A 22,070-nucleotide genomic window follows, 5' to 3' on the forward strand; every position below is an offset into this window, starting at 1 on the left:
ATGATGGCGAAGAACTTCGCATCCACCGGCGATCTCGCCGAGAAGAAGATCACTTTCTCCGAGATCGGCACCGATCTCTACGCCTTCACCGCCGAGGGCGATCCGAACACGGCCGTGATCGTCGGCGACGACGGTTGCCTCGTGTTCGACGCCCAGGCGACGCCTGCGATGGCGAACAAGGTGATCGAGCGCGTCAAAGCCGTCACCGACAAGCCGATCAAATATGTCGTGCTGTCGCATTATCATGCGGTACGCGTGCTTGGCGCCTCCGCCTATCACGCGCAAGGCATTGTCGCCTCGCAGGAGACCTATCGGCTGATCGAGGAGCGCGGCAAGCAGGATTGGGATTCCGAATATGGCCGCTTCCCACGCCTGTTCCAGGATGCGCAGAGCATCCCCGGCCTGACCTGGCCGACGCTGACCTTCGAAGGCGAGATGTCGATCTTTCTCGGCAAGCGCGAGGTGCGGCTGATGCAGTTAGGCGCTGGCCACACCTCCGGCGACATCGTCGCCTGGGTGCCGGATGCCGAGGTGATGTTCTCCGGCGATCTCATCGAATATCACTCGGCATGCTATTGCGGCGATGCGCATTTGCGCGAATGGCCGATGACGCTGAACGAGATCCGCAACTTCAATCCCAAGGCGATCGCGCCGGGCCGTGGCGATGCGCTCAACGGCACGGCGACGGTTCGCGAGGCCATCGCGATGACGCGCGACTTCGTCACCTCGCTCTATGGCGCCGCCGAGATCTCGGTCGCCAAGGGCCGCAGCTTGAAGGAATCGATGGCGGCGACGCGCGAGGTGATGGATCCGAAGTTCTCCAGCTTCGCCATCTACGAGCACTGCCTGCCGTTCAACGTGTCGCGCGCTTATGACGAGGCGTCGGGGATCGACGATCCCGTGATCTGGACCGACAAACGCGACCAGGAGATGTGGGCCGCTCTTCAAGGAGGAGGATAGCCATGAACATAAACACCTCGCCTGACCAGATTGTCCGCAGCTCGGCCCAGGTGACGCCGGGCTACATGTCCGGTTTCGGCAACTCTTTCGAGACCGAGGCGCTGCCGGGCGCGCTGCCGATCGGGCGCAACTCGCCGCAGCGCTGCGCCTACGGGCTCTATGCCGAGCAATTGTCCGGCTCGCCCTTCACCGCGCCGCGCGGCACCAATGAGCGCTCCTGGCTCTACCGCATCCGCCCGTCGGTGAAGCATTCCGGCCGCTTCGAGAAGGCGGATGCCGGGCTGTGGCGCTCGGCGCCGTGCCATGAATACGATCTGCCGATCGCCCAGATGCGCTGGGATCCGACGCCGCTGCCGAAGGGCGAGGTGACCTTCGTCCAGGGCGTGCAGACCATGACGACGGCGGGTGACGTGAACACGCAAGCCGGTATGGCGGCGCATGTCTACCTCATCACCAAGTCGATGGTGGACCAGCATTTCTATAATGCCGACGGCGAGCTGATGTTCGTGCTGCAGCAGGGCAGTCTTCGCCTCGTCACCGAGTTCGGCCGTATCGATGCCGAGCCTGGCGAGATCGTGGTGATCCCGCGCGGCGTCAAGTTCCGTGTCGAGATCCCGAACGGCCCGGCGCGCGGCTATCTCTGCGAGAATTATGGCGGCGCCTTCACGCTGCCGGAGCGCGGGCCGATCGGCGCCAACTGCCTCGCCAACGCGCGCGACTTCCTCACCCCCGTCGCGCATTACGAGGACAAGGACACGCCGACCGAGCTCTACGTGAAATGGGGCGGTGCGCTGTTCAAGACCACGCTGCCGCATTCGCCGATCGACGTCGTCGCGTGGCACGGCAATTACGCGCCCTACAAATATGACCTGCGCACCTTCTCGCCGGTCGGTGCGATCGGCTTCGACCATCCCGATCCTTCGATCTTCACGGTGCTGACCTCGCCATCGGAGACTGCGGGCACCGCGAATATCGACTTCGTCATCTTCCCCGAGCGCTGGATGGTCGCCGACAACACCTTCCGGCCGCCGTGGTACCACATGAACATCATGAGCGAGTTCATGGGCCTGATCTACGGCGTCTATGATGCCAAACCGCAGGGCTTCGTGCCCGGCGGCATGAGCCTGCACAATTGCATGCTGCCGCACGGCCCCGATCGCGACGCCTTCGAGCACGCCAGCAATGGCGAGCTGAAGCCGGTGAAGCTCACGGGCACCATGGCCTTCATGTTCGAGACCCGCTATCCCCAGCGCGTCACGGCGCACGCGGCGAACGCCTCGACGCTGCAGGATGATTACGCGGATTGCTGGAAGGGACTGGAGAAGCGGTTCGATCCGAGCAAGCCGTAGCTTTCTTCCCCTCTCCCCTTGTGGGAGAGGGTGGCTCACCGCGCAGCGGTGAGACGGGTGAGGGGTCTCTCTCCGCGAGTGAACCTCTCACATTTGGACATGTGGATAGAGACCCCTCATCCGGCGCTTCGCGCCACCTTCTCCCACAAGGGGAGAAGGAAGAAGGAATTGAGCCGAACGTGACAACCCATCCCAACGACCCCAGCCTCCGCTCCTTCATCGAGGTCGATGCTTCCTCCGACTTCCCGATCCAGAACCTGCCCTATGGCGTGTTCTCGACCCCTGCCAATCCGACGCCGCGGGTTGGCGTTGCAATCGGCGCTTGCGTGCTCGATCTCTGGGAGCTCGAGCAGGATTCCCGGCTCGATGTCGGTCCGCTCGGCGTGTTCTCCGGCCCGTCGCTGAATGCGTTCATGGCGCTCGGGCCGAAGGTCTGGAGCAGGACGCGGGCGCGGATCAGCGAGTTGCTGCGGCACGATCATCCGGAGTTGCGCGACAACGAGGAGCTGCGCGGCCGCGCGCTCGTGTCGATGCGTGATGCGAGATTGCATCTGCCGTTCACCGTCTCCGGCTATACCGATTTCTATTCGTCGAAAGAGCACGCCACCAATGTCGGCGTGATGTTCCGCGGCAAGGACAATGCGCTGCAGCCGAATTGGCTGCATATGCCGATCGCCTATAACGGCCGCGCCTCCACCGTCGTCGTGTCAGGCACGAAGGTGAAGCGTCCGCGTGGCCAGTTGAAGCCGCCGAATGTCGAGCTGCCGAGCTTCGGCCCCTGCAAGCGGCTCGATTTCGAGCTGGAGATGGGCGTCGTGATCGGCCAGCCGTCGCCGATGGGCGGCATGCTGAGCGAGCAACAGGCCGAGGCGATGATCTTTGGCTTCGTGCTGCTCAACGACTGGAGCGCGCGCGACATCCAGCAATGGGAATATGTGCCGCTCGGCCCGTTCCTCGCGAAGGCCTTCGCAACCTCGATCAGCCCGTGGGTGGTGACGCGCGAGGCGCTGGAGCCGTTCCGCCTGAAGGGCCCGGCGCAGGAGCCGGTGCCGCTCGACTATCTCAAGCAGGGCAAGCCCCAGAACTACGATTTGGAGCTGGACGTTGCCCTGCGCCCCGCGGGTGCCAACACGCCTGCCGGCATCAGCCGCACCAATTTCAAATACATGTACTGGTCCTCGGTGCAGCAATTGATGCACCACGCCTCGAGTGGCTGCGCCATGAATGTCGGCGATCTCCTCGGCAGCGGCACCATCTCCGGTCCGGAGAAGAACCAGCGCGGCAGCCTGCTCGAGATCAGCTGGAACGGCACCGAGCCCGTGGAATTGCCCGGCGGCGCCAAGCGCTCGTTCCTGGAAGACGGCGACAGCCTAGTGATGCGCGGCTGGTGCCAGGGCAACGGCTATCGCGTTGGGTTTGGCGAGGTCGAGGGGACGATTGTGGCGGCGGAGTGATTGCCGCGTGCGAGGTCTCGTAGGGTGGGTAAAGCGGAGCGTGCCCACCATTCGTTGCGATGGAGAAAGTACGTGGGCACGGCGCTAATGCGCCTTTGCCCACCCTAGGGGACTGCCGCAACCTTCGTCATTGCGAGGAGCCCTTGCGACGAAGCAATCCAGTCTGCCTCCGCGGACGCATTTCTGGATTGCTTCGCTTCGCTCGCAATGACGGCGTCGAGAGCCTACCGCTTCTCCGGCGGCACGTCGCGCACCCGCGCGCAATGCGCCGCGACGTCTTCGACGCTGTATTTCAGATGCACACGCTTGTCGGACGGTATCTGCTTCGTCGCGCATACGCCCGGCCGCCATTCCTGCGTCGGCCTGATCGGGCGCGGCGCAAAGCCGCCGCCGCAGTTCGGGCAGACGTTGGACAGCCTGGTCTCGACGCAGTCCGCACAGAACGTGCATTCGTAGGAGCAGATCCGCGCATTCGTCGCATCCGGCGGCAGGTCGCAATCGCAATATTCGCAGTTCGGTCGAAGCTGGAGGGCCATGGCAAATCTCCGGACGGATGCGGATCATCGCAGATCGTGTCGTCAGCGCGAATGACGTAGTTCCCTCGATTTCAGCCGGGCTTGATTTCCTTCAACGGCAATCGCGAACTCTCCTTCAGCCTGTCGAGCACGATCGACGAGCGCACATGCGCCACGCTCTGGTGCGGCATCAACACGTCGTTGACGAGGTTGGAGAGACCCTTGAGATCGCGCAGCACGGCCTTGAGCACGTAATCGGCATCGCCGGTCAGCGAATAGGCCTCCTGGATCTCGTCGATCCGGTTCACCAGCGCGCGAAAGCGCTTGGAATTGTCCGGCGAGTGGGTCGCAAGCCCGACCTGGATGAAGGCGATCACGCCGAAGCCGAGCGCCTCGCTGGAGAGGTCGGCGTGATAGCCGGAGATCACCTTGTCCTCCTCCAGCCGCATCCGCCGGCGCGAGCATTGCGAGGCCGACAATCCTGCGAGGTCGGCGAGCTCCTGGTTGGTAAGGCGACCGTCGTCCTGGAGCGCGCTGAGGATCTTGAGATCAAAGGCGTCAACCGGAATCATGCGTCATTCGTCCATTTCGTGCACGGATCGTGCATATCATAGCCAAAACGCGTCCCGTTTGCACGCTCCTTGCGCATCACATGAAGGATAGTTCCTCCAGCCACCATTCGGGAGAACACCATGGGACCGTTTCCGCACGATGCACCGCCGGCCACCGTCAGCGCCGACAATCCGATGGGCACCGACGGGTTCGAGTTCGTGGAATATGCGCACCCCAATCCGGAAGAGCTGCACGCGCTGTTCAAGCTGAAGGGCTATGCGCCCGTCGCGCGCCACAAGACCAAGAATATCACGGTCTATCGCCAGGGCGACATCAACTACATCGTCAACGAGGAGCCCGGCACCCACGGCTATGAATTCGTCGCCGCGCACGGCCCCTGTGCGCCGTCGATGGCGTTCCGCGTCGTCGATGCCAAGGCGGCCTACGACCGCGCGATTGCGCTCGGTGCCGAGCCGGCCGATGCGTCGTCCGCGCAGAAGACGCTTCAAGTGCCCGCGATCAAGGGCATCGGCGGTAGCCTGCTTTACTTCGTCGATCGCTACGGCGCCAAGGGCTCGGCTTACGACGCCGAGTTCGAATGGCTGGGCGCGCGCGATCCGCGTCCCGTTGGGGCCGGGCTGTTCTATCTCGACCACCTCACCCACAACGTCCATCGCGGCCGCATGGATGTCTGGACCGGCTTCTACGCAAAGCTGTTCAACTTCCGCCAGATCCGCTTTTTCGACATCGAAGGCCGCGCCTCCGGCCTGTTCTCGCGCGCGCTGACCAGCCCCGACGGCAAGATCCGGATCCCGATCAACGAAGATGCCGGCGATTCCGGCCAGATCGAGGAATATCTGAATATCTATCGCGGCGAGGGCATCCAGCACATCGCCTGCGGTTGCCGTGATATTCACAGCACGATCGAGGGCCTGCGCGCGGCCGGCCTGCCCTTCATGCCGTCGCCGCCCGAGACTTATTTCGAGAAGGTCGATGCGCGCCTGCCCAAGCATGGCGAGGACGTCGCACGCCTGCAGAAGAACGGCATCCTGATCGACGGCGAGGGCGTTGTCGAAGGCGGCCAGACCAAGGTGCTGCTGCAGATCTTCTCGGCCAACGCGATCGGCCCGATCTTCTTCGAGTTCATCCAGCGCAAGGGCGACGACGGATTCGGCGAGGGTAATTTCAAGGCCCTGTTCGAATCGATCGAGGAAGACCAGATCCGGCGCGGGGTGTTGAAGGTGGAGGATGCGGCGTAAGGTCGCTTGTGACGCGCGAATTGCGTCCACGTCACCGCCGTCGTCCCGGCGAACGCCGGGACCCATACCGCGTGATCTATCGATTGCGGTCGACAGCAGTCAAGGACTCCGAGTCTTCGCCCAACCACTTCCTGGGGTTATGGGTCCCGGCGTTCGCCGGGACGACGGCGGAGGGTATTGCAACAGCCCGGGTCTAACGCCCCGCCCAGGCCTTCGTCACCGCGCCGATCTCCGCACCTTCCGGCTCGCGCACGGTCGACGGTGTGCGTGAGAATCTCGGCGCCGGCGCGGGCTGCTTCACGCCGTGGCGCTCGATGAAGACCTCGCGCGCGACCATGTGCGGATGCTTCGTGGATTCCGACATGGTCAGCACCGGCGCGAAGCAGATGTCGGTGCCTTCCATGATCTTGCACCAGTCCTCGCGCGTCTTGCTCTTGAACACGGCCTTGAGCTTTTCCTTCAGCGCCGGCCAGGCCTTGGGGTTCATCTGCGCGTCGAAGTCGGCATCCGTCAGGCCCGCATGCTCGCGCAGCAGCGCGTAGAACTGCGGCTCGATAGAGCCGATCGAGACGAAGTGCCCGCAGGCGCATTCGTAGACGCCGTAGAAATGCGCGCCGCCATCGAGGAAGTTCTGGTCGCGCCCCTCGGTCCAGCGGCCGAGCGTGGTCATGTCGAAGAAGAACGACATCAGCGAGGCCGCGCCGTCGCACATCGCAGCATCGACGACCTGGCCCTTGCCGGACTTCTGCGCTTCGAGCAGTGCTGCGAGCACGCCGACGACGAGATAGAGCGCGCCGCCGCCGAAATCGCCGACGAGGTTGAGCGGCGGTACCGGCGCTTCCTTCGTGCCGATCGCGGCGAGCGCGCCGGTGATGGAGATGTAGTTGATGTCGTGGCCGGCGGCATTCGCCAGCGGGCCTTCCTGGCCCCAGCCGGTCATGCGGCCGTAGACCAGTTTTGGATTACGCGCGAGCACCACGTCCGGCCCGAGGCCGAGCCGCTCCATCACGCCGGGACGAAAGCCCTCGACCAGCGCATCGGCGCTCCCGAGCAGTTCGAGAACCTGCGCGATCGCCGCCTTGTCCTTGAGGTCGAGCTCGATCACCTTGCGGCCGCGGCCTGCGACCGACTTCATGCTCTTCTTCGCGCCGACCCGGTCAAGCGTCACGACCTCGGCGCCCATGTCGGCCAGCATCATGCAGGCGAACGGGCCGGGCCCGATGCCGGCGAATTCGACGATGCGGAAGCCCGAGAGCGGGCCGGAGGTGCGGACGGAGGAAGTGGGGGCTGATTTGTCGAGCACGTTTTTGTTTCCTCGGGTCGCGCGCAGATACCGATGGCTCGGCGATCGCCGCTGACCTTCTTCTTTGGAGAGAGTTAATCGGCTGATTAACTTTTCTCGCCTTCGTGCCGGCGAGGCAAGCGGTTTTCATGCCGCACGGCCAAAATAAAACGGCGCGCACCGAAGTGCGCGCCGCGGAAAATTTGTGTCGAGGCGCTGCGGCGAATTCAGCGTGCGGCGGCGACCGCGCGCTGCGCCATCACCTTGACGAGGTTGGCGCGGTACTCCGCCGAACCGTGGATGTCGGCCAAAAGTCCATTCGCCGAGATCGTCACGCTGTCGATCGCCGACGGCGACCAGTTCGCCTTCAACACGGCTTCGATTGCGGGCACGCGCATCACGCCGCTCTGCGAAGCACCGGTGGCGGCCACGCGAACCTCGCCCGACTTGGTCTGCGCGACGAATACGCCGGTCAGCGCGAAGCGCGAGGCCGGATGCCGCATCTTCTCGTAGCCCGCCTTCGCCGGCACGGGGAACGAGACGGCGGTGATGATCTCGCCGTCTTCCAGTGCCGTGGTGAACAGGCCCTTGAAGAAATCCTCCGCCGCGATCGACCGCTTGTTGGTCTTCACGGTGGCACCGAGCGCGAGCAGGGCGGCCGGGAAATCCGCGGCGGGATCGTTGTTGGCGATCGAGCCGCCGATCGTGCCGCGGTGACGCACGGCGGGATCACCGAGCACCGAGGTGAGATGAGCGATCGCGGGGATCGCCTTCTTCACATCGGCATTCGTCATGATGTCGTAGTAGATCGTGGCGGCCTTGATGGTCAGCGTGTCGCCCGACAATTCGACGCCCTGCAGCTCCTTGATCTTGCCGAGGTCGATCACGTCGGAGGGGCTGGCGAGGCGCTGCTTCATCACCGGCAGCAGCGTCTGGCCGCCGGCGAGGAACTTGGCTTCGCTGCTCTTGCCGAACAGGCTGACGGCCTCGTCGACCGAGGAGGCGCGATGATAGGTGGTCTGGTACATCTTCGTTCCTCCTCTTAAGCCGTATGGATCGTGCGCCACACCCGGTCCGGGGTTGCGGGCATTTCCAGATTGTTCTTGCCGATCGCATCCGTGATCGCGTTGATCACGGCCGCAGAGGCGCCGATCGCGCCGGCCTCACCGCAACCCTTGATGCCCAGGGGATTGCCCGGGCACAGCGTCGTGGTGTGGGAGAGGTTGAAGGAAGGCACGTCGTCGGCGCGCGGCATGGCGTAGTCCATGAACGAGGCCGTGATCGGCTGGCCGCTGGCATCGTAGATCGCGTGCTCGAGCAGCGCCTGCCCGATGCCCTGGACGAGGCCGCCATGGACCTGGCCCTCGACGATCATCGGGTTGATCAGCCGGCCGAAATCGTCGGCCGCGACGAAGTTGACGAAGCTTGTCTTGCCGGTGCCGGGATCGACCTCGAGCTCGCAGATATAGGTGCCGGCCGGGAAGGTGAAGTTGGTCGGATCGTAGAAGGCGCTTTCCTTCAGACCCGGCTCCATCCCGTCAGGTAAATTGTGCGCGGTGTAGGCCGCGAGCGCGACCATCGGCAGGGCAATCGCCTTGTCGGTGCCGGTCACCTTGAACTCGCCGTTCTCGATGACGATGTCGGCCTCGGAAGCTTCCAGCGCATGCGCTGCAATCTTCTTGGCCTTCGATTCCATCTTCTCCATCGCCTTCAGGATCGCGGTGAGGCCGACGGCCGCCGAGCGCGAGCCGTAGGTGCCCATGCCGAACTGCACCTTGTCGGTGTCACCATGGACGATCGAGACCTGGCTGATGGGAACGCCGAGGCGTTCCGCGACGAGCTGGCAGAACGTGGTCTCGTGGCCCTGGCCGTGGCTGTGCGAGCCCGTGAGGATCTCGATGGTACCGACCGGGTTGACGCGCACCTCGGCCGATTCCCACAGGCCGACGCCGGCACCCAGGCTGCCGACCGCCTTGGACGGCGCGATGCCGCAGGCCTCGATGTAGCAGGACACGCCGATGCCGCGCAGCTTGCCTTGCGACTTGGCTTGCGCCTTGCGCGCGGCAAAGCCGGCATAGTCGATCGCCTTCATCGCGGCATCGAGCGAGGCGTTAAAGTCGCCGGTGTCATAGGCCATGATCACGGGCGTCTGGTGCGGGAACTGGGTGATGAAGTTGCTCCGGCGCAGCTGGGCCGGATCGACCTTGAGCTGCCGCGCCGCCGTTTCCATCAATCGTTCGATCAGATAGCTCGCCTCGGGGCGACCCGCGCCGCGATAGGCATCGACCGGCGTGGTGTTGGTGTAGACCCCGACCACCTCGGCGTGGATCGCCGGGATGTTGTACTGGCCCGACAGCAGCGTCGCGTAGAGATAGGTCGGCACCGACGACGAGAACAGCGACATGTAGGCGCCGAAATTGGCGTAGGTCTTCACCTTCAGGCCCAGGATCTTGTTCTGGGCGTCGAACGCCAGCTCGGCATGGGTCACATGGTCGCGGCCATGCGCGTCGGTGAGGAAGGCCTCGGTGCGGTCGCCGGTCCATTTCACGGGACGGCCGACCTTCTTCGAAGCCCACAGCGCCACCATCTCTTCCGGGTAGATGAAGATCTTGGAGCCGAAGCCGCCGCCGACGTCGGGGGCGATCACGCGCAGCTTGTGCTCGGGGGCGATGTTGTAGAACGCCGACAGCACGAGGCGGGCGACGTGCGGGTTCTGCGAGGTCGTGTAGAGCGTGAAATGCTCTTCCGCGGCATCGTAATCGGCGATCGCCGCGCGCGGCTCCATCGCGTTGGGCGCGAGGCGGTTGTTGGTGACGTCGAGCTTGACGACGTTGGCGGCCTTGCCGAAGGCGGAGTCCACGGCGCCCTCGTCGCCGATCACCCAGTCATAGACCTGGTTGCCGGGGGCTTCGGGATGAAGCTGCGGCGCGCCCGACTTGATCGCGGCGTGTACGTCGGCGACGGCCGGAAGCTCCTCGTAATCGACCACGACCGCTTCGGCGGCATCGCGCGCCAGGTTCTTGCTTTCGGCGATCACGACGGCGACGGCCTGTCCGACGAAGCGCACCGTTTCCGGCGCCATCGCCGGCCATGCGCCCATCTTCATCGGGCTGCCGTCCTTGGAGGTGATGGCCCAGCCGCAGATGAGGTTGCCGACCTTGTCGTCGACGATCTGCTGGCCGGTGAGCACTGCGACCACGCCCGGCATCTTCAGCGCGGCGGAGGAGTCGATCCCCTTGACCTTGGCGTGGGCGTGCGGGCTGCGGACGAAATGAGCATGGGTCATGCCCATCAATTTGATGTCGTCGACGTAGCGGCCCTTGCCGGTAATGAAACGCTTGTCTTCCTTGCGCACGACGCGTGCGCCGATGCCTTCAACACCCATGTCTGGTCCTCCCGACCGGAATTTTATGACTGCGCTTTCCCTCGAAAGCAGCAGGCGGTTTTCTTTTTTCGAGGCGCGCCGCTTACTCGGCCGCCTGCGAGACCTTCATGCGCCCGGCTGCGTCCAGCACGGCTTTGACGATGTTGTGGTAGCCGGTGCAGCGGCAGATATTGCCTTCGAGCTCGGCACGGACGGTGGCTTCGTCGAGCTGACCGCCATGGCGATGCACGATGTCGATCGCCGACATGATCATGCCCGGCGTGCAATAGCCGCATTGAAGACCATGATTGTCGCGGAAGGCGGCCTGCATCGGATGCAGCTCGTCGCCCTTGGCGATGCCCTCGATGGTGGTGATGCTGGCGCCATCGGCCTGGCCTGCCAGCATGGTGCACGATTTCACCGCACGACCGTCCATGTGCACCACACAGGCGCCGCACTGGCTGGTGTCGCAGCCGACATGGGTTCCCGTGAGATTGAGGTGTTCGCGCAGGAGCTGGACCAGCAGAGTGCGGTCCTCGACCTCGACAGCAACGGCCTTGCCGTTGACCGTCAGTTTGACTGTAGACACGTGAAGTCCTCCCAAAGTGATTTTGATTGGTTCTAATTAGAGACAGCGCAACGGAACTTTGCAACTGGCATTTTGGTGACCTCGCGTCATGGAAAGGTCATCGGGGCGGGCGTCATGGCGCGCGAATCGATCATGATGCCCCTGACCGTCACCATCGCTGGCGCAGTTGTCGGGCAAATCTGGAAAGTTCGGTGTGTTGATCGCAGCGAAGGTCGCATCGTCGATGCCGCACGGCGCCGCGGTCGGACGGCGGATTCAGCCCTGTGGCAAATCGTTCTCCCCCTGATGTCTCGTTCGTTGCCGCGAATAGGAGCACGTGCCCGCGGTTTTGTAATCGCGATCTTGGTAGTACGCGAGAACAAGCTAAGCCATTGATTTTGCTGTGCCCACGCCCGGCATCCCAGGTCCGGGCCGCGACGTTTGTGCGCGCTCCGCCCGGCCGGTGCTTCTTGGCGGTTGATCGACGGCGAGTGCTTTCCTCTCAGGCGCTGTATTCCCCGTGGCCAGTCGTTCGAGATGGCCTCGCCGACGGAGATGACGGCAACTGTGGTGCTGAAGGTCGGTCCGGCGAAAGCAACGTTCAGCGGCAAGCTGACGCTGGCCGACATCGATGCGCCGAGCGGCGACCGCATCGTCGGCGAAGGAGCGGGCGGCGTCGCGGGCTTTGCCAAGGATGGCGCGAAGGTCAGGCTTCGGAGGAAGAATCGCTCGACGTCACCATCCTGCACGACGAGGTCGACGCGCAAGATCGGCGGCAAGCTCGCACAGCTCGGCGCGCGCCCGATCGACTCGACTTCGCGAAAACTCGCGGCGGACTTTTTCGAGAATCGTGCAGCGGTGGTAGCGCCATCATCGTGACCGATGCGCGATGCTGCCTGAATTCGCGTGCGCATTTCGAGCTGCAAAACAAGGGCAAGACGCGAGGCGGCACAACGAGATGAGCGACGAAAGCCGCCAATGATTTGCACTACTACCTTCCGCCTATACTAAGCGCGAAAGCTCGATGCTGTAATTTCGAACGATGGATCGCAGACGAACTGCGCATCACGGGCGCAACGCGCTCTGACGCCGACATGGCGTGCACAACAACATCGCGGAGGGAATACATGACCTTTGGAACGAAGGGATTTCTGGCTGGCATCTCGATGATTGCGATGCTGGCCGCCGTCACGTCAGACGTTCGCGCCAACGACTCGCTGATCAAGGCGCAATCCGACCAGAACCAGTGGGCCGTTGCCGGCCACGACTACGGCAATACACGCTACAGCCCGCTGAAGCAGATCAACACCGAGAACGCCGGCAAGCTCACGCTCGCCTATTCGTTCTCGCTGGCGTCGCTGCGCTCGAACGAATCCTCGCCGATCGTCGTCGGCAATACGCTGTACGTGTCGAGCTCCTGGGGACCGAAATACGTCTACGCGCTCGACGCCGCGACGGGGCAGCGCAAGTGGACCTGGGAGCCCGAAATCCCTGAGGACGTGCTGCAATTTGCCTGCTGCGACGTGAACAATCGCGGCGTCTCCTATGCCGATGGAAAGATCTTCGTCGGCCGCCTCGACGGCAAGCTGACGGCGCTCGACGCCGCAACCGGCAAGTCGCTGTGGACGACGAAGGTCGTCGACTACAAGCAGGGCTCGGTCATCACCTCTCCTCCGCTGATCGTGCGCGACAAGGTCATCACCGGCTTCGGCGGCGGCGAGTACGGCGTGCGCGGCTCGCTGCAAGCGTTCGACATCAACACCGGCAAGCAGCTGTGGCAGACCTTCACCGTTCCCAGCCCGGACGAGCCCGGCGGCGATAGCTGGAAGGGCGACACCGCGCAGCACGGCGGCGGCGCGGCCTGGCTGGTCGGCTCCTACGACGCCAAGACCGACACGGTCTATTGGGGCACCAGCAATCCCGGCCCGTGGAACACCGGCGTGCGTTCGACCGGCGACGGCAATTTCGGCAAGCTGACCAACCTCTACACCGCCTCGACGCTCGCGCTCGATCCCAACACCGGCAAGATCAAGTGGCACATCCAGACCACGCCGGCCGATGCCTGGGACTATGACGGCGTCAACGAGGCCGTGCTCGCGGATCTCAAGATCGGCGGCAGCACCGTGCCGGCGCTGATGAAGGCGGATCGCAACGGCTATTTCTTCGTCGCCAACCGCGAGACCGGCAAGGTCGTCTCGGCGGAGAAGTATGTGTTCTCGAACTGGGCGAAGAAGTGGGACGTCACCACGATGCGCGCGGAAGAGGATCCGGACAAGCGTCCGGGACCGAACCATCCCGCCAAGGACATCTGCCCGAACCTGATCGGCGGCAAGAACTGGCAGCCGATGTCGTTCAACCCGCAAACCGGCCTCGTCTACATCCCCTCGAACAACGTCTGCATGGACTGGTCGGTCTCCGACGTCGCCTACAAGCGCGGCGTGTTCTATCTCGGCGCCGAATTCCCGACCAAGGAAGGCCCCGGCGGTTTCCTCGGCGAGCTCGTGGCCTGGGATCCGGTGGCGCAGAAGAAGGTCTGGTCGATCAAGGAAGATTTGCCGTTCAACGGCGGCACGCTGACCACCGGCGGTGGCCTCGTGTTCGCCGGCAACATTCACGGCGACTTCCGCGCCATCGATGCGAAGTCCGGCAAGGTGCTCTGGAGCAAGAATCTCGGCTCCGGCATCGGCGCAGGACCGGTGACCTATAGCGTCGACGGCAAGCAATATGTCGCCATCGTCGTCGGTCGCACGGCAGCGTTGCCCGCGTTCCTGGGCGAGGTAGGGAAGAGGATGACGGCCGCAGCCCCCGAGGGCGGTTCGCTCTTCGTGTTCTCCGTCCAGTGACAACTCGCGCGCGTATCCCGAAGGAGACGGGATACGCGCGCGCTTTCTCGACATCGCGCGGCGACGGCACAGGTCGGATCTGAGGTCAGATCCCGTGCCGCAACGCCTGGTCCAACAATTCCCAACTGCCGGAGATGAGGATGCGTCCGATCAATCCAGCGACCCGCAATAGCCGACCTCGCAGCATCGCGGGACGGCTGGCATGTCTCGCCGCGTCCGCGGTGATCGCATCAGCCACGGCCGTCCAGGCCGACGAGACGACGCCGTTCCGTCTGTGTGCCGATCCGACCAATCTGCCGTTCTCGAGCGATAACCCGTCGCAGCCCGGCTTCTATGTCGAGATCGGTCAGGCGCTGGCGCAGGCGCTCGGCCAGCCCATCACCTACGACTGGTACAAATCCTATTTCGGCAAGCGCACCGTGCGGGTCACGCTGCTCGGCAAGCAATGCGACGCCATGATCGGCTTGCCGCGCTCCGAGGACTTCATGGGACCGGCCGTGATCTTCTCCAGCACCTTTGCAAGGGAAGGCTACGCCCTGGTCGCGGCGAAGGGGCAGGCGATCAGTGGCGTGGACGATCTCAGGGGCAAGCGCGTCGCGGTTCAGTACGCCAGCACGCCGCAAAATCTTCTCGCAACCCGGGACGACATCCAGAAGGTGACGGTGCTGTCGCCCGAGGAAGCCATGCAGGCGCTCGACCAGGGCAGGGCGGACGTCGCCTTCATCTGGGGGCCCGTCGCCGGCTGGCTGAACATGACCACTTACAAGGATCGCTATCAGATCCGGCTGACCGAAGGCGAGGGCCTGTCATGGGATGCCGCGATCGGCTTTGCGAAGGGATCAACCGAGCTGCGCGATCGCGTCGACGCGATCCTGCCGACGCTTCAGCGCACGATCGCCGATCTCGCGGTGAAATACGGCTTGCCGGCGGGACAGCCGGTCCGCTTCGGCGCGACTGAAGCCGTGCCGGCGGGAACCACGACCGGGACCGGTCCGGGAACCAGCGCAGCGCAGGTCGCAAGTGTGGTGGCGACCGAGACCAAGGGCGATGCGGCGCTGCCGAATGCGGAGATCGCCGGCGCGGGCAAGGAGATCTTCAACGGAACCTGTGCGCATTGCCATGGCCCCGACGCCATCCAGAGCGAACGGAAGATCGACCTGCGGCTCTTGCGTCACCGCTATGGCGACGACATGCGCGACACGTTCTGGAAGACCGTGCACGAGGGCCGCCCTGCCAAGGGCATGCCGGCGTGGAGGGAGGTCTTCACCGACAACCAGTTCGACAGCATCTATTCCTTCCTGCTGTCGGTTCAGGTCGAATCGAACGACTGAACGGCCTTGACCGGACGAGATCGGGAAGATGTGGTAGCATCCACCTTGCATCTTCCCGGTGCCGGACCGGCCCAGGACGGGTGCGCTGCTGCCGCTGCCGCGGTGGATGTTGTGGAAGGCGCCATGGCCAGCTTCCTGATCATCGACGATCATCCGCTGTTTCGCGAAGCGCTGGGCAATGCGGTGCGGCTGGCTTTGCCGGAGGCCCGCATCCTGGAGGCGATGTCGATCGAGGACGCGCTGGACATCCTGTCGGCCGAGCAGGGGATCGACCTTGCGCTGCTCGATCTGCAGCTGCCGGATGCGACCGGCTTCTCCGGCTTCCTGCGCCTGCGCGAGACCTATCCGCGCCTGCCGGTCGCCATCGTATCGAGCGAGGAAGACCAGCACGTGGTCCGCGAGGCGCTGGCGTTAGGTGCGGCCGGCTATCTGCCGAAGTCGACGTCGAAGCGCGAGCTGGCCCAGTCGATCGAGGGCGTGCTGTCCGGATCGGTGTCGGTGCCGCGCGATTTCGTGGCGACACCGCAGCGGCGAAAGGCCGAGACCAGCAAGGCTCTCGAGGTCAAGCTCCGCGAGCTCACGCCGCAGCAGATCAGGGTGCTTGACCTGCTGCGCCGCGGCTATCCGAACCGACAGATCGCGCAGGAGCTGCAGCTCGCCGAATCCACCGTCAAGGCGCACATCACCGAGATCCTGCGCAAGCTCGGACTGTTCAGCCGCAACAAGGCGATCATCGAGATCGGCAAGATGGACCTGCCCGATCCCAGGAACCGGCCCTATGCGCGGGTCGACCGCGGGAGGCCGCAATGACCGGCGCTGTCAATGTTGACCTCGATCAAGCCGGCGCGCGGCGGCTGATACATCCTCTCGCAAGGCTCGAAACCCGGCAACGATTTGGAAATGGCTGACGCGTGACGCGATTTCTGATTGTCGAAGATCATCCATTGTTTCGCGAGGCGCTCGAAGGCGCGCTGCAAATGGTCGCGCCCGAAGTCGAGATCCTGCAGGCGATTTCGATCGACGGCGCGCTCGAGCAGCTGTCCGCGGGGGCCGAGCTCGATCTGCTTCTGCTCGATCTGTCGATGCCGGGCACGACCGGCCTCTCGGGCATCGTTCGCATCCGCAAGGCCTTCCCGAAGGTACCGGTCGTCATCGTGTCGGGACATCAGGATCCCCGGATCATCTCCGGCGCGCTGTCGCTCGGCATCGCCGGCTACATCTTCAAATCCTCCTCGAAGCAGGAGCTCGCCCAGTCGATCGGCGAGGCCCTGCAGGGGCTCGTCTGCCTGCCCGGCGCCTATCGCGCACTTCGGCCGCAGCGCGCCCCGAGTTCTACTCATGATCTGTTGAAGCGGCTCCATGATCTGACGCCGCAGCAATTGCGTGTGCTCGAAATGCTCAAGCGCGGGCTGCAGAACAAGCAGATCGCCTATGAGCTGAAGATTTCCGAGACCACCGTGAAGGTCCATGTCTCCGACATCTTGCGCAAGCTGAACGTCGTGAGCCGCACCAAGGCGATCGTCGAAATGTCGAAGATCGATTTTGCGACGCTGGCGAGCGACGGTAGCCGTGCGAAGCACGATCGGGCCCAACCGGATCAGCCGTGACGCGCATTTCTCCGGTCCTGCCGCGCCGATCGATGGCCGTTTGATCGGTGAATCGACAAAGAAGTCATGGCATTGGCGGAATGTAATTCAGTACCGCTACTGTGCATGGGGTTGTTTTTCGATATTTGGTCTGGCCGCCCGGCGCAGGGAACTAGCTCAGCAGGAACGACAACAGCGCACGCATCTCGGCGGGCTTGACCGGCTTCTTCAACACTTCGAGGCCGGAGAGGCTCGCCTGCTTGGCGGCTTTCTCGGAATAGTCGGCGGTGATGATCATCGCGGGCACGTCGAGCTTCAGGTGCTCGCGGATGTCGGCGATCGCCGACAATCCGCTCTCGCCGTGATCGAGATGAAGATCGGCGATGACAGCGTCGGGCGCGCCGCCGAGCTCATTGAGGCGCAGCAGCGCGTCCGCCGCCGATGGCGTGGTCGCGACATCGCAGCCCCATCCTTCCAGCAGGGCGGCCATGGCCTCGGAGCCGGATGGATCGTTCTCGACCAGCAGGATCTTGGCGCCTTCGAGGCCGCCGTAGCGCCGCTCACTGAGCTTGGTCTCGTGCACCTCGTCGCTGACTTCGGCGAGATCCGCAGGCTCGAGTTCGAGCACGAAGGTCGATCCCTTGCCGACCTGCGAGGACAGCCGCACCTCATGTCCGAGCACGGTTGCGAAGCGGCGAACGATGGAGAGGCCGAGCCCGAACCCGGCCTGGTCGGTCGCGCTGGCTTCACCGCGCTGGAATTCGCGGAAGATGGCCTCCTGCTGCGCCTGCGCGATTCCAGGCCCAGTATCGGAGATCTGGACGCAGATGCGGTCGTTTCTGCGCCTGCAGCCCATCACGACGCCGCCGCTGCGGGTGTAGCGGATGGCATTGGCGAGCAGGTTCTGCAGGATGCGCCGGAGCATCATCCCGTCCGACGACACCGCGAGCGGGGAGGTGCGGATGCGCAAGGACAGGCCTTGCCGCGCCGCGATCGGGGCGAATTCGTTGCGGAGTTGCTCGAACAGCGGCGCCAGCGCGAGCGGGCGCACGTCGGGCTTGAGCGCGCCGGCGTCGAGCTTGGCGATCTCCAGCAGCGACCGCAGCAGGTCCTCTAGCGTCACCAGCGAGCGATCGACCTGGTCGACCAGCAGGCCCGCCTCCTGCGTTTCCATCATCTCCGCCAGGGCGGAGAGCGTCAGGCGCGCCGCGTTCAGCGGTTGCAACAGGTCGTGGGTGACCGAGATCAGAACGGACGATTTCAGCGAGCTTGCAGCCTCGGCCTGCTGCTTGGCGCGATAGAGGCCGTCGTTGGCGCGTTCGATCGAATACAGGGCTTCGCGCAGCTGGGTGGTCCGGTCGCGGACCTGGCGGTCGAGCGCGATGGCCGTCTCGAACAGCGAGAAGGCATTGAGTTGCTGGTCCATCGAGCGTTCGACGCGCGACATCAGCGCGGCATTGATCTTCCTGAGCTTCGCGGTTTCCCGCTGCAGCTGCTCGACCGTGTCGGGATCCTGCCACAGCTCGGTCACGACGGACGCCTGCCGATGGCGACGCCCGTGAAGGTCTGGTTCACATGCATCGAGCCGAATTGTTCGCCATAGGTATGAAACCCGACCACGCGGTTCTGCCGATAGAGCTCGGACATGTCGCGGGCGAGCTGGTGCTGCTCGGCGTCGAGCCGGCGCAGCAGGCACTCGAAACCGATATAGAGCGAGACGTCGCCGATCTGGTCTTGCGTTTCAGCAAACGCCGCGCGCGTCGAGCCGACGAGGCTGCGCGACGTCGCCGCCGTCAGCACCATGCCTTCGTCGATGGCGCAAAAGAAGTGCAGCGACCCGTCCGGCTCGACGCGCTGGATCGACCGGGCATAGTAGGAGCCGCCGACCCGTACCAGAACGGGATGCGAGGCGAACGAGAACGGATCGAGCTTGGCGTCCAGGATCCCGACGACGCGGGAATATTCCTGGGCCGCGGGCTCGGCGTTCAGCTCGCGGACGGTTCTGTTCTCGATGTCGGCCTCGGTGACCACCATCTTCTGGGGCCGCGGTTCGAAATTGTCGCATTTGAAGACGCGGAACGGCAGCGACGTGCTCAGCAGGATGAGGAGAGCGGCGTTGGTGTGCGCCTTGCCGTCGAGGAACACCCAGGTCCGCTCGAACCGCATACCGTCGCCCGCGGAGCCGCCCACGATGGGAATGTCGTCCAGCGAGGCATAGAGTGCGGACATCACCGCTTCCTCCCGGCGGCACAGGCCGTCGATCAGCACCAGGCCGAAGGGATTTCCGCGCTCGACCTGGGAGGACACCCGCAGCAATTCCTGCCTGGCCTCGGCGCTGATCCTGCGGCCGTCCTCGACGTGGAAGCCGTCGAGGTTGAGAATCGGGCGCACCACGGCCGAGAAATCGGCGCGGCTGAAGGCGAGTGCGACGACGCTGTTCTCGTCCCAGCCGTCGGGCCCCAGCTCGCCGGCGGTGGTGCAACCGCAGACCGGGATGCCGTCGAAGCGGCGGCTGATCTCGGCGATGAACTGGTGGGGATCGTAGCTCGGGGAGACGAACAGCAGGATGAGCGCCATCTCGTCGGCAGGAAGCTGAGCGGCAAGATCGGCAACGGCTTGCTCCGCGCCCGCGGCCTTCGACTTCGCGACGGCAACGCCAGATGCACCGCCAAACCGAAAGTCGGTTTGCCCCACTCCGTTTCTCCCCTCAAAGGCCTGCTCGGTCTCATGCCGAGTGCCTGACAAGTGTCCAGAGAATATGGTCTTTTTCGTCTGGTCGCAACATCGCGGCCAGTTCCGCGGAACGTGTGCTCCGTGCCGGGTGATCTCAGGCTGGAGGAATTTACCGCCCCTTGACGTTTCTGCCCTAATTTTCATCGCCGGTCGGGGAGGGGCTGCTCCCGGGCCGTGCTGCACGTGCAAGAACTGACTTATTGGGGGTAGGAATGACCGGGCGTATCGCGTCGCCGTCCAAGCGCACAATATTTCCGACCCTCAGATTCCGCGCCAAGATCATCCTCGGCTTCGCTGCCGTGCTGGTGATCTCCGCCGGCAGCATGGCCTTCTCCTATTTCGGCTTCGAGCGCGTCTCGGCCGAGGTCGGTTCCTACCGCAGCAGCGTGACGGAGGCCGACCTTGCCCGCAACATCGACCGCGAGCTGCTCGCCTACCGTTCGGCCGTCAAATATTTCGTCGTCACCGGCAAGGAAGATGACGCCAAGGCGGCGCTTGACGCCGAGACCAGCCTGAAGAGCGCCATCGACCAGGCCGTCAAGAGTGCCAAGAGCCCGGCGCGGAAGGAGAGCCTCGACAAGCTCGCCAAGGAATTCGCGAATTTCTCCGCAACCTTCGCCAAGGTTCTGCAGGCCAAGCGTGACAGCACGCTGCTGGTGCAGAACCAGCTGCAGCGGCAGGCCAATCTCCTGAAATACAAGCTCGACGACGTCGGCAACAACGCGTCCGATTCCGAGGCGCAGGCGATCGAGTTCGGCACCAAGCAGGTCAACGCCCAGTTCCAGACCGCGAGCGCCGCGGCAACCAATTTCGTGCTGACGTCCGATCAGGCGATCGCGACCAGCGCGCTGGCCCGCCTGAAATTCGTCGAGAACTCGCTCGGCGCGGTCTATTCCATGGACGAGAAGATCGTCGCCGGCCTCAAGGACGCCAAGACCATCCTCGGCGCCTATCGCGAAGCGCTGGAGAAGCTGATTGCCAACGCCAAGCTGGTCGACGACCTCGTCAAGGAGATGAGCGGCTCGGCCGGCGCGATCCTGCAAGGGGCGACCGCCATGAAGGCGGACCTCGTCGCCGAGCAGCAGCGGCTGGATACCGAGTCGGAAGCGACGATCGGGAAGACCGAGCAACTGGTCCTGATGCTGGCCATCGGCGGTACGATGCTCGGCGCGGTTCTCGCCTTCCTGCTCGGCACCGGCATCTCGCGTCCGATGATCGCGATGTGCAAGGCGATGCGCGAGCTGGCCTCGGGCAATTTCGATGTCGTGCTGCCCGGCCTCGGCCGCAAGGACGAGATCGGCGAGATGGCCGGCGCGGTCGAGGAATTCAAGGTTCAGGCCGTGGCGAAAGCCGAGCGCGATGCCGCCGCCAGCGAGGTCCACAACCGCGAGCAGGCGGCGAGCCGCCGCTCCGAGCTGATCCGCTTTGCCGACGATTTCGAAAGCGCGGTCGGCGCCATCGTCTCCAACGTCTCGGCCTCGGCCGTGCAGCTGGAATCGGCGGCGTCCACATTGACCCGTACCGCCGAGACCACGCAGAGCCTGTCGAGCCAGGTCGCAGGCGTCTCCGAGCAGGCCTCGTCCAACATGCAGTCGGTCGCCACCGCGACCGAGGAGCTCTCGGCCTCGGTCGAGGAGATCGGCCGCCAGGTCCGCGACTCGAACCGCATTGCGGAAGCTGCCGTGGTGCAGGCCCGTGAGACCGACGGTCGCATCGGCAAGCTCTCGCATGCCGCCCAGCAGATCGGCGAAGTGGTCAAGCTGATCACGGCGATCGCCGAGCAGACCAACCTTCTGGCGCTCAATGCCACCATCGAGGCGGCGCGCGCCGGGGAGGCCGGCCGCGGCTTTGCCGTGGTCGCGAGCGAGGTGAAATCGCTGGCGAGCCAGACGGCGAAGGCGACCGACGAGATCTCCTCGCACATCGCGGGCATGCAGGGCGCGACCGCCGAATCGGTTGCCGCGATCAAGGAGATCGGCGCGACCATCGGCCAGATCTCGTCGATCGCGACCTCGATCGCGAGCGCCGTCGAGCAGCAGGGTGCGGCCACGCAGGAGATTGCCCGCAGCGTCCAGACGGTGGCGCAGGGCACCCAGACCGCGGCCACCGATATCGGCCAGGTCAACCGCGGCGCCGCCGAGACCGGCTCGGCCTCGGAAGAGGTGCTGCATTCGGCCAAGACGCTGTCGTCCGAAAGCACCCGTCTCCGCGCCGAGCTCGACCGCTTCATGGGCAATATCCGGGCGGCGTAAGCCTCTGGGGTTCGTTGTGAGT

At 64.5% G+C, this 22,070-nt stretch carries 19 protein-coding genes; 11 read left to right on the forward strand and 8 right to left on the reverse strand.

Features of this window, described 5'->3' with window-relative positions:
- The first annotated feature begins 3 nt into the window (after window positions 1-3).
- The 3 genes from QRQ56_RS15680 to fahA all read left to right on the forward strand — a co-directional run bounded on the left by QRQ56_RS15680 (window position 4) and on the right by fahA (window position 3,763).
- Window positions 4-960, forward strand: a complete 957-nt coding sequence (locus QRQ56_RS15680; protein WP_438741490.1) for an MBL fold metallo-hydrolase — start codon at window positions 4-6, stop codon at window positions 958-960.
- A gap of 2 nt (window positions 961-962) precedes the next feature.
- A complete protein-coding gene (gene hmgA / locus QRQ56_RS15685) occupies window positions 963-2,309 on the forward strand; it encodes a homogentisate 1,2-dioxygenase (RefSeq protein ID WP_438741297.1) in 1,347 nt (448 codons plus the stop codon).
- 179 nt (window positions 2,310-2,488) lie between these two features.
- Window positions 2,489-3,763: a fumarylacetoacetase gene (gene fahA, locus QRQ56_RS15690; RefSeq protein ID WP_438741299.1), complete on the forward strand. Its 1,275-nt coding sequence runs from the start codon at window positions 2,489-2,491 to the stop codon at window positions 3,761-3,763.
- A gap of 224 nt (window positions 3,764-3,987) precedes the next feature.
- Here the strand turns inward: fahA and QRQ56_RS15695 are convergent, their stop codons facing one another.
- Both QRQ56_RS15695 and QRQ56_RS15700 read right to left on the reverse strand, forming a co-directional pair.
- A complete protein-coding gene (locus QRQ56_RS15695) occupies window positions 3,988-4,299 on the reverse strand; it encodes a DUF1272 domain-containing protein (protein ID WP_438741300.1) in 312 nt (103 codons plus the stop codon).
- Between the two features lie 71 nt (window positions 4,300-4,370).
- The gene (locus QRQ56_RS15700; RefSeq protein WP_438741303.1) at window positions 4,371-4,850 is read right to left on the reverse strand and encodes an Lrp/AsnC family transcriptional regulator; all 480 of its coding nucleotides are present in this window, start codon (window positions 4,848-4,850) and stop codon (window positions 4,371-4,373) included.
- Window positions 4,851-4,970: 120 nt separating this feature from the next.
- Between QRQ56_RS15700 and hppD the strand changes: the two genes are divergently transcribed.
- A complete protein-coding gene (hppD, locus tag QRQ56_RS15705) occupies window positions 4,971-6,089 on the forward strand; it encodes a 4-hydroxyphenylpyruvate dioxygenase (protein WP_438741305.1) in 1,119 nt (372 codons plus the stop codon).
- Between the two features lie 193 nt (window positions 6,090-6,282).
- On the opposite strand, the gene QRQ56_RS15710 is transcribed toward hppD, so the two are convergent.
- The 4 genes from QRQ56_RS15710 to QRQ56_RS15725 all read right to left on the reverse strand — a co-directional run bounded on the left by QRQ56_RS15710 (window position 6,283) and on the right by QRQ56_RS15725 (window position 11,324).
- Window positions 6,283-7,392 carry a CaiB/BaiF CoA transferase family protein gene (locus tag QRQ56_RS15710; RefSeq protein WP_438741307.1) on the reverse strand — a complete coding sequence of 370 codons (1,110 nt, stop codon included), beginning with the start codon at window positions 7,390-7,392 and terminating at the stop codon, window positions 6,283-6,285.
- Window positions 7,393-7,598: 206 nt separating this feature from the next.
- On the reverse strand, window positions 7,599-8,399 hold the full coding sequence (locus QRQ56_RS15715; protein ID WP_438741308.1) for an FAD binding domain-containing protein: 801 nt from the start codon (window positions 8,397-8,399) through the stop codon (window positions 7,599-7,601).
- Window positions 8,400-8,413: 14 nt separating this feature from the next.
- Window positions 8,414-10,756: a xanthine dehydrogenase family protein molybdopterin-binding subunit gene (locus tag QRQ56_RS15720; RefSeq protein ID WP_438741310.1), complete on the reverse strand. Its 2,343-nt coding sequence runs from the start codon at window positions 10,754-10,756 to the stop codon at window positions 8,414-8,416.
- Between the two features lie 82 nt (window positions 10,757-10,838).
- A complete protein-coding gene (locus tag QRQ56_RS15725; RefSeq protein ID WP_298240482.1) occupies window positions 10,839-11,324 on the reverse strand; it encodes a (2Fe-2S)-binding protein in 486 nt (161 codons plus the stop codon).
- Window positions 11,325-11,438: 114 nt separating this feature from the next.
- Between QRQ56_RS15725 and QRQ56_RS15730 the strand changes: the two genes are divergently transcribed.
- The 6 genes from QRQ56_RS15730 to QRQ56_RS15755 all read left to right on the forward strand — a co-directional run bounded on the left by QRQ56_RS15730 (window position 11,439) and on the right by QRQ56_RS15755 (window position 17,084).
- Window positions 11,439-11,699, forward strand: coding sequence for a hypothetical protein (locus QRQ56_RS15730; protein ID WP_438741311.1), 261 nt, complete (start codon window positions 11,439-11,441; stop codon window positions 11,697-11,699).
- Between the two features lie 81 nt (window positions 11,700-11,780).
- Window positions 11,781-12,182 carry an SRPBCC domain-containing protein gene (locus tag QRQ56_RS15735; protein ID WP_438741312.1) on the forward strand — a complete coding sequence of 134 codons (402 nt, stop codon included), beginning with the start codon at window positions 11,781-11,783 and terminating at the stop codon, window positions 12,180-12,182.
- A 248-nt stretch (window positions 12,183-12,430) separates the two neighbouring features.
- Window positions 12,431-14,146: a PQQ-dependent methanol/ethanol family dehydrogenase gene (locus QRQ56_RS15740; RefSeq protein ID WP_438741314.1), complete on the forward strand. Its 1,716-nt coding sequence runs from the start codon at window positions 12,431-12,433 to the stop codon at window positions 14,144-14,146.
- A gap of 221 nt (window positions 14,147-14,367) precedes the next feature.
- Window positions 14,368-15,477, forward strand: a complete 1,110-nt coding sequence (locus QRQ56_RS15745; RefSeq protein ID WP_438741316.1) for a c-type cytochrome — start codon at window positions 14,368-14,370, stop codon at window positions 15,475-15,477.
- Window positions 15,478-15,600: 123 nt separating this feature from the next.
- Window positions 15,601-16,287, forward strand: a complete 687-nt coding sequence (locus tag QRQ56_RS15750) for a response regulator (protein ID WP_438741318.1) — start codon at window positions 15,601-15,603, stop codon at window positions 16,285-16,287.
- Window positions 16,288-16,388: 101 nt separating this feature from the next.
- Complete coding sequence (locus QRQ56_RS15755; RefSeq protein ID WP_438741319.1) at window positions 16,389-17,084, forward strand: response regulator; 696 nt, start codon at window positions 16,389-16,391, stop codon at window positions 17,082-17,084.
- 151 nt (window positions 17,085-17,235) lie between these two features.
- Here QRQ56_RS15755 and QRQ56_RS15760 read toward each other — a convergent pair whose 3' ends face one another.
- On the reverse strand, window positions 17,236-18,594 hold the full coding sequence (locus QRQ56_RS15760; protein WP_438741321.1) for a hybrid sensor histidine kinase/response regulator: 1,359 nt from the start codon (window positions 18,592-18,594) through the stop codon (window positions 17,236-17,238).
- Window positions 18,591-19,757, reverse strand: a complete 1,167-nt coding sequence (locus QRQ56_RS15765) for an FIST N-terminal domain-containing protein (protein WP_438741322.1) — start codon at window positions 19,755-19,757, stop codon at window positions 18,591-18,593. The genes QRQ56_RS15760 and QRQ56_RS15765 overlap by 4 nt, the downstream gene beginning before the upstream one ends.
- A 251-nt stretch (window positions 19,758-20,008) precedes the next feature.
- On the opposite strand from QRQ56_RS15765, the gene QRQ56_RS15770 reads away from it, so the two are divergent.
- A complete protein-coding gene (locus tag QRQ56_RS15770; RefSeq protein WP_438741323.1) occupies window positions 20,009-22,048 on the forward strand; it encodes a methyl-accepting chemotaxis protein in 2,040 nt (679 codons plus the stop codon).
- The last annotated feature ends 22 nt before the right edge of the window (window positions 22,049-22,070 follow it).

It is taken from the genome of Bradyrhizobium sp. U531 (assembly GCF_051710265.1).
Taxonomy (GTDB): Bacteria; Pseudomonadota; Alphaproteobacteria; order Rhizobiales; family Xanthobacteraceae; genus Bradyrhizobium.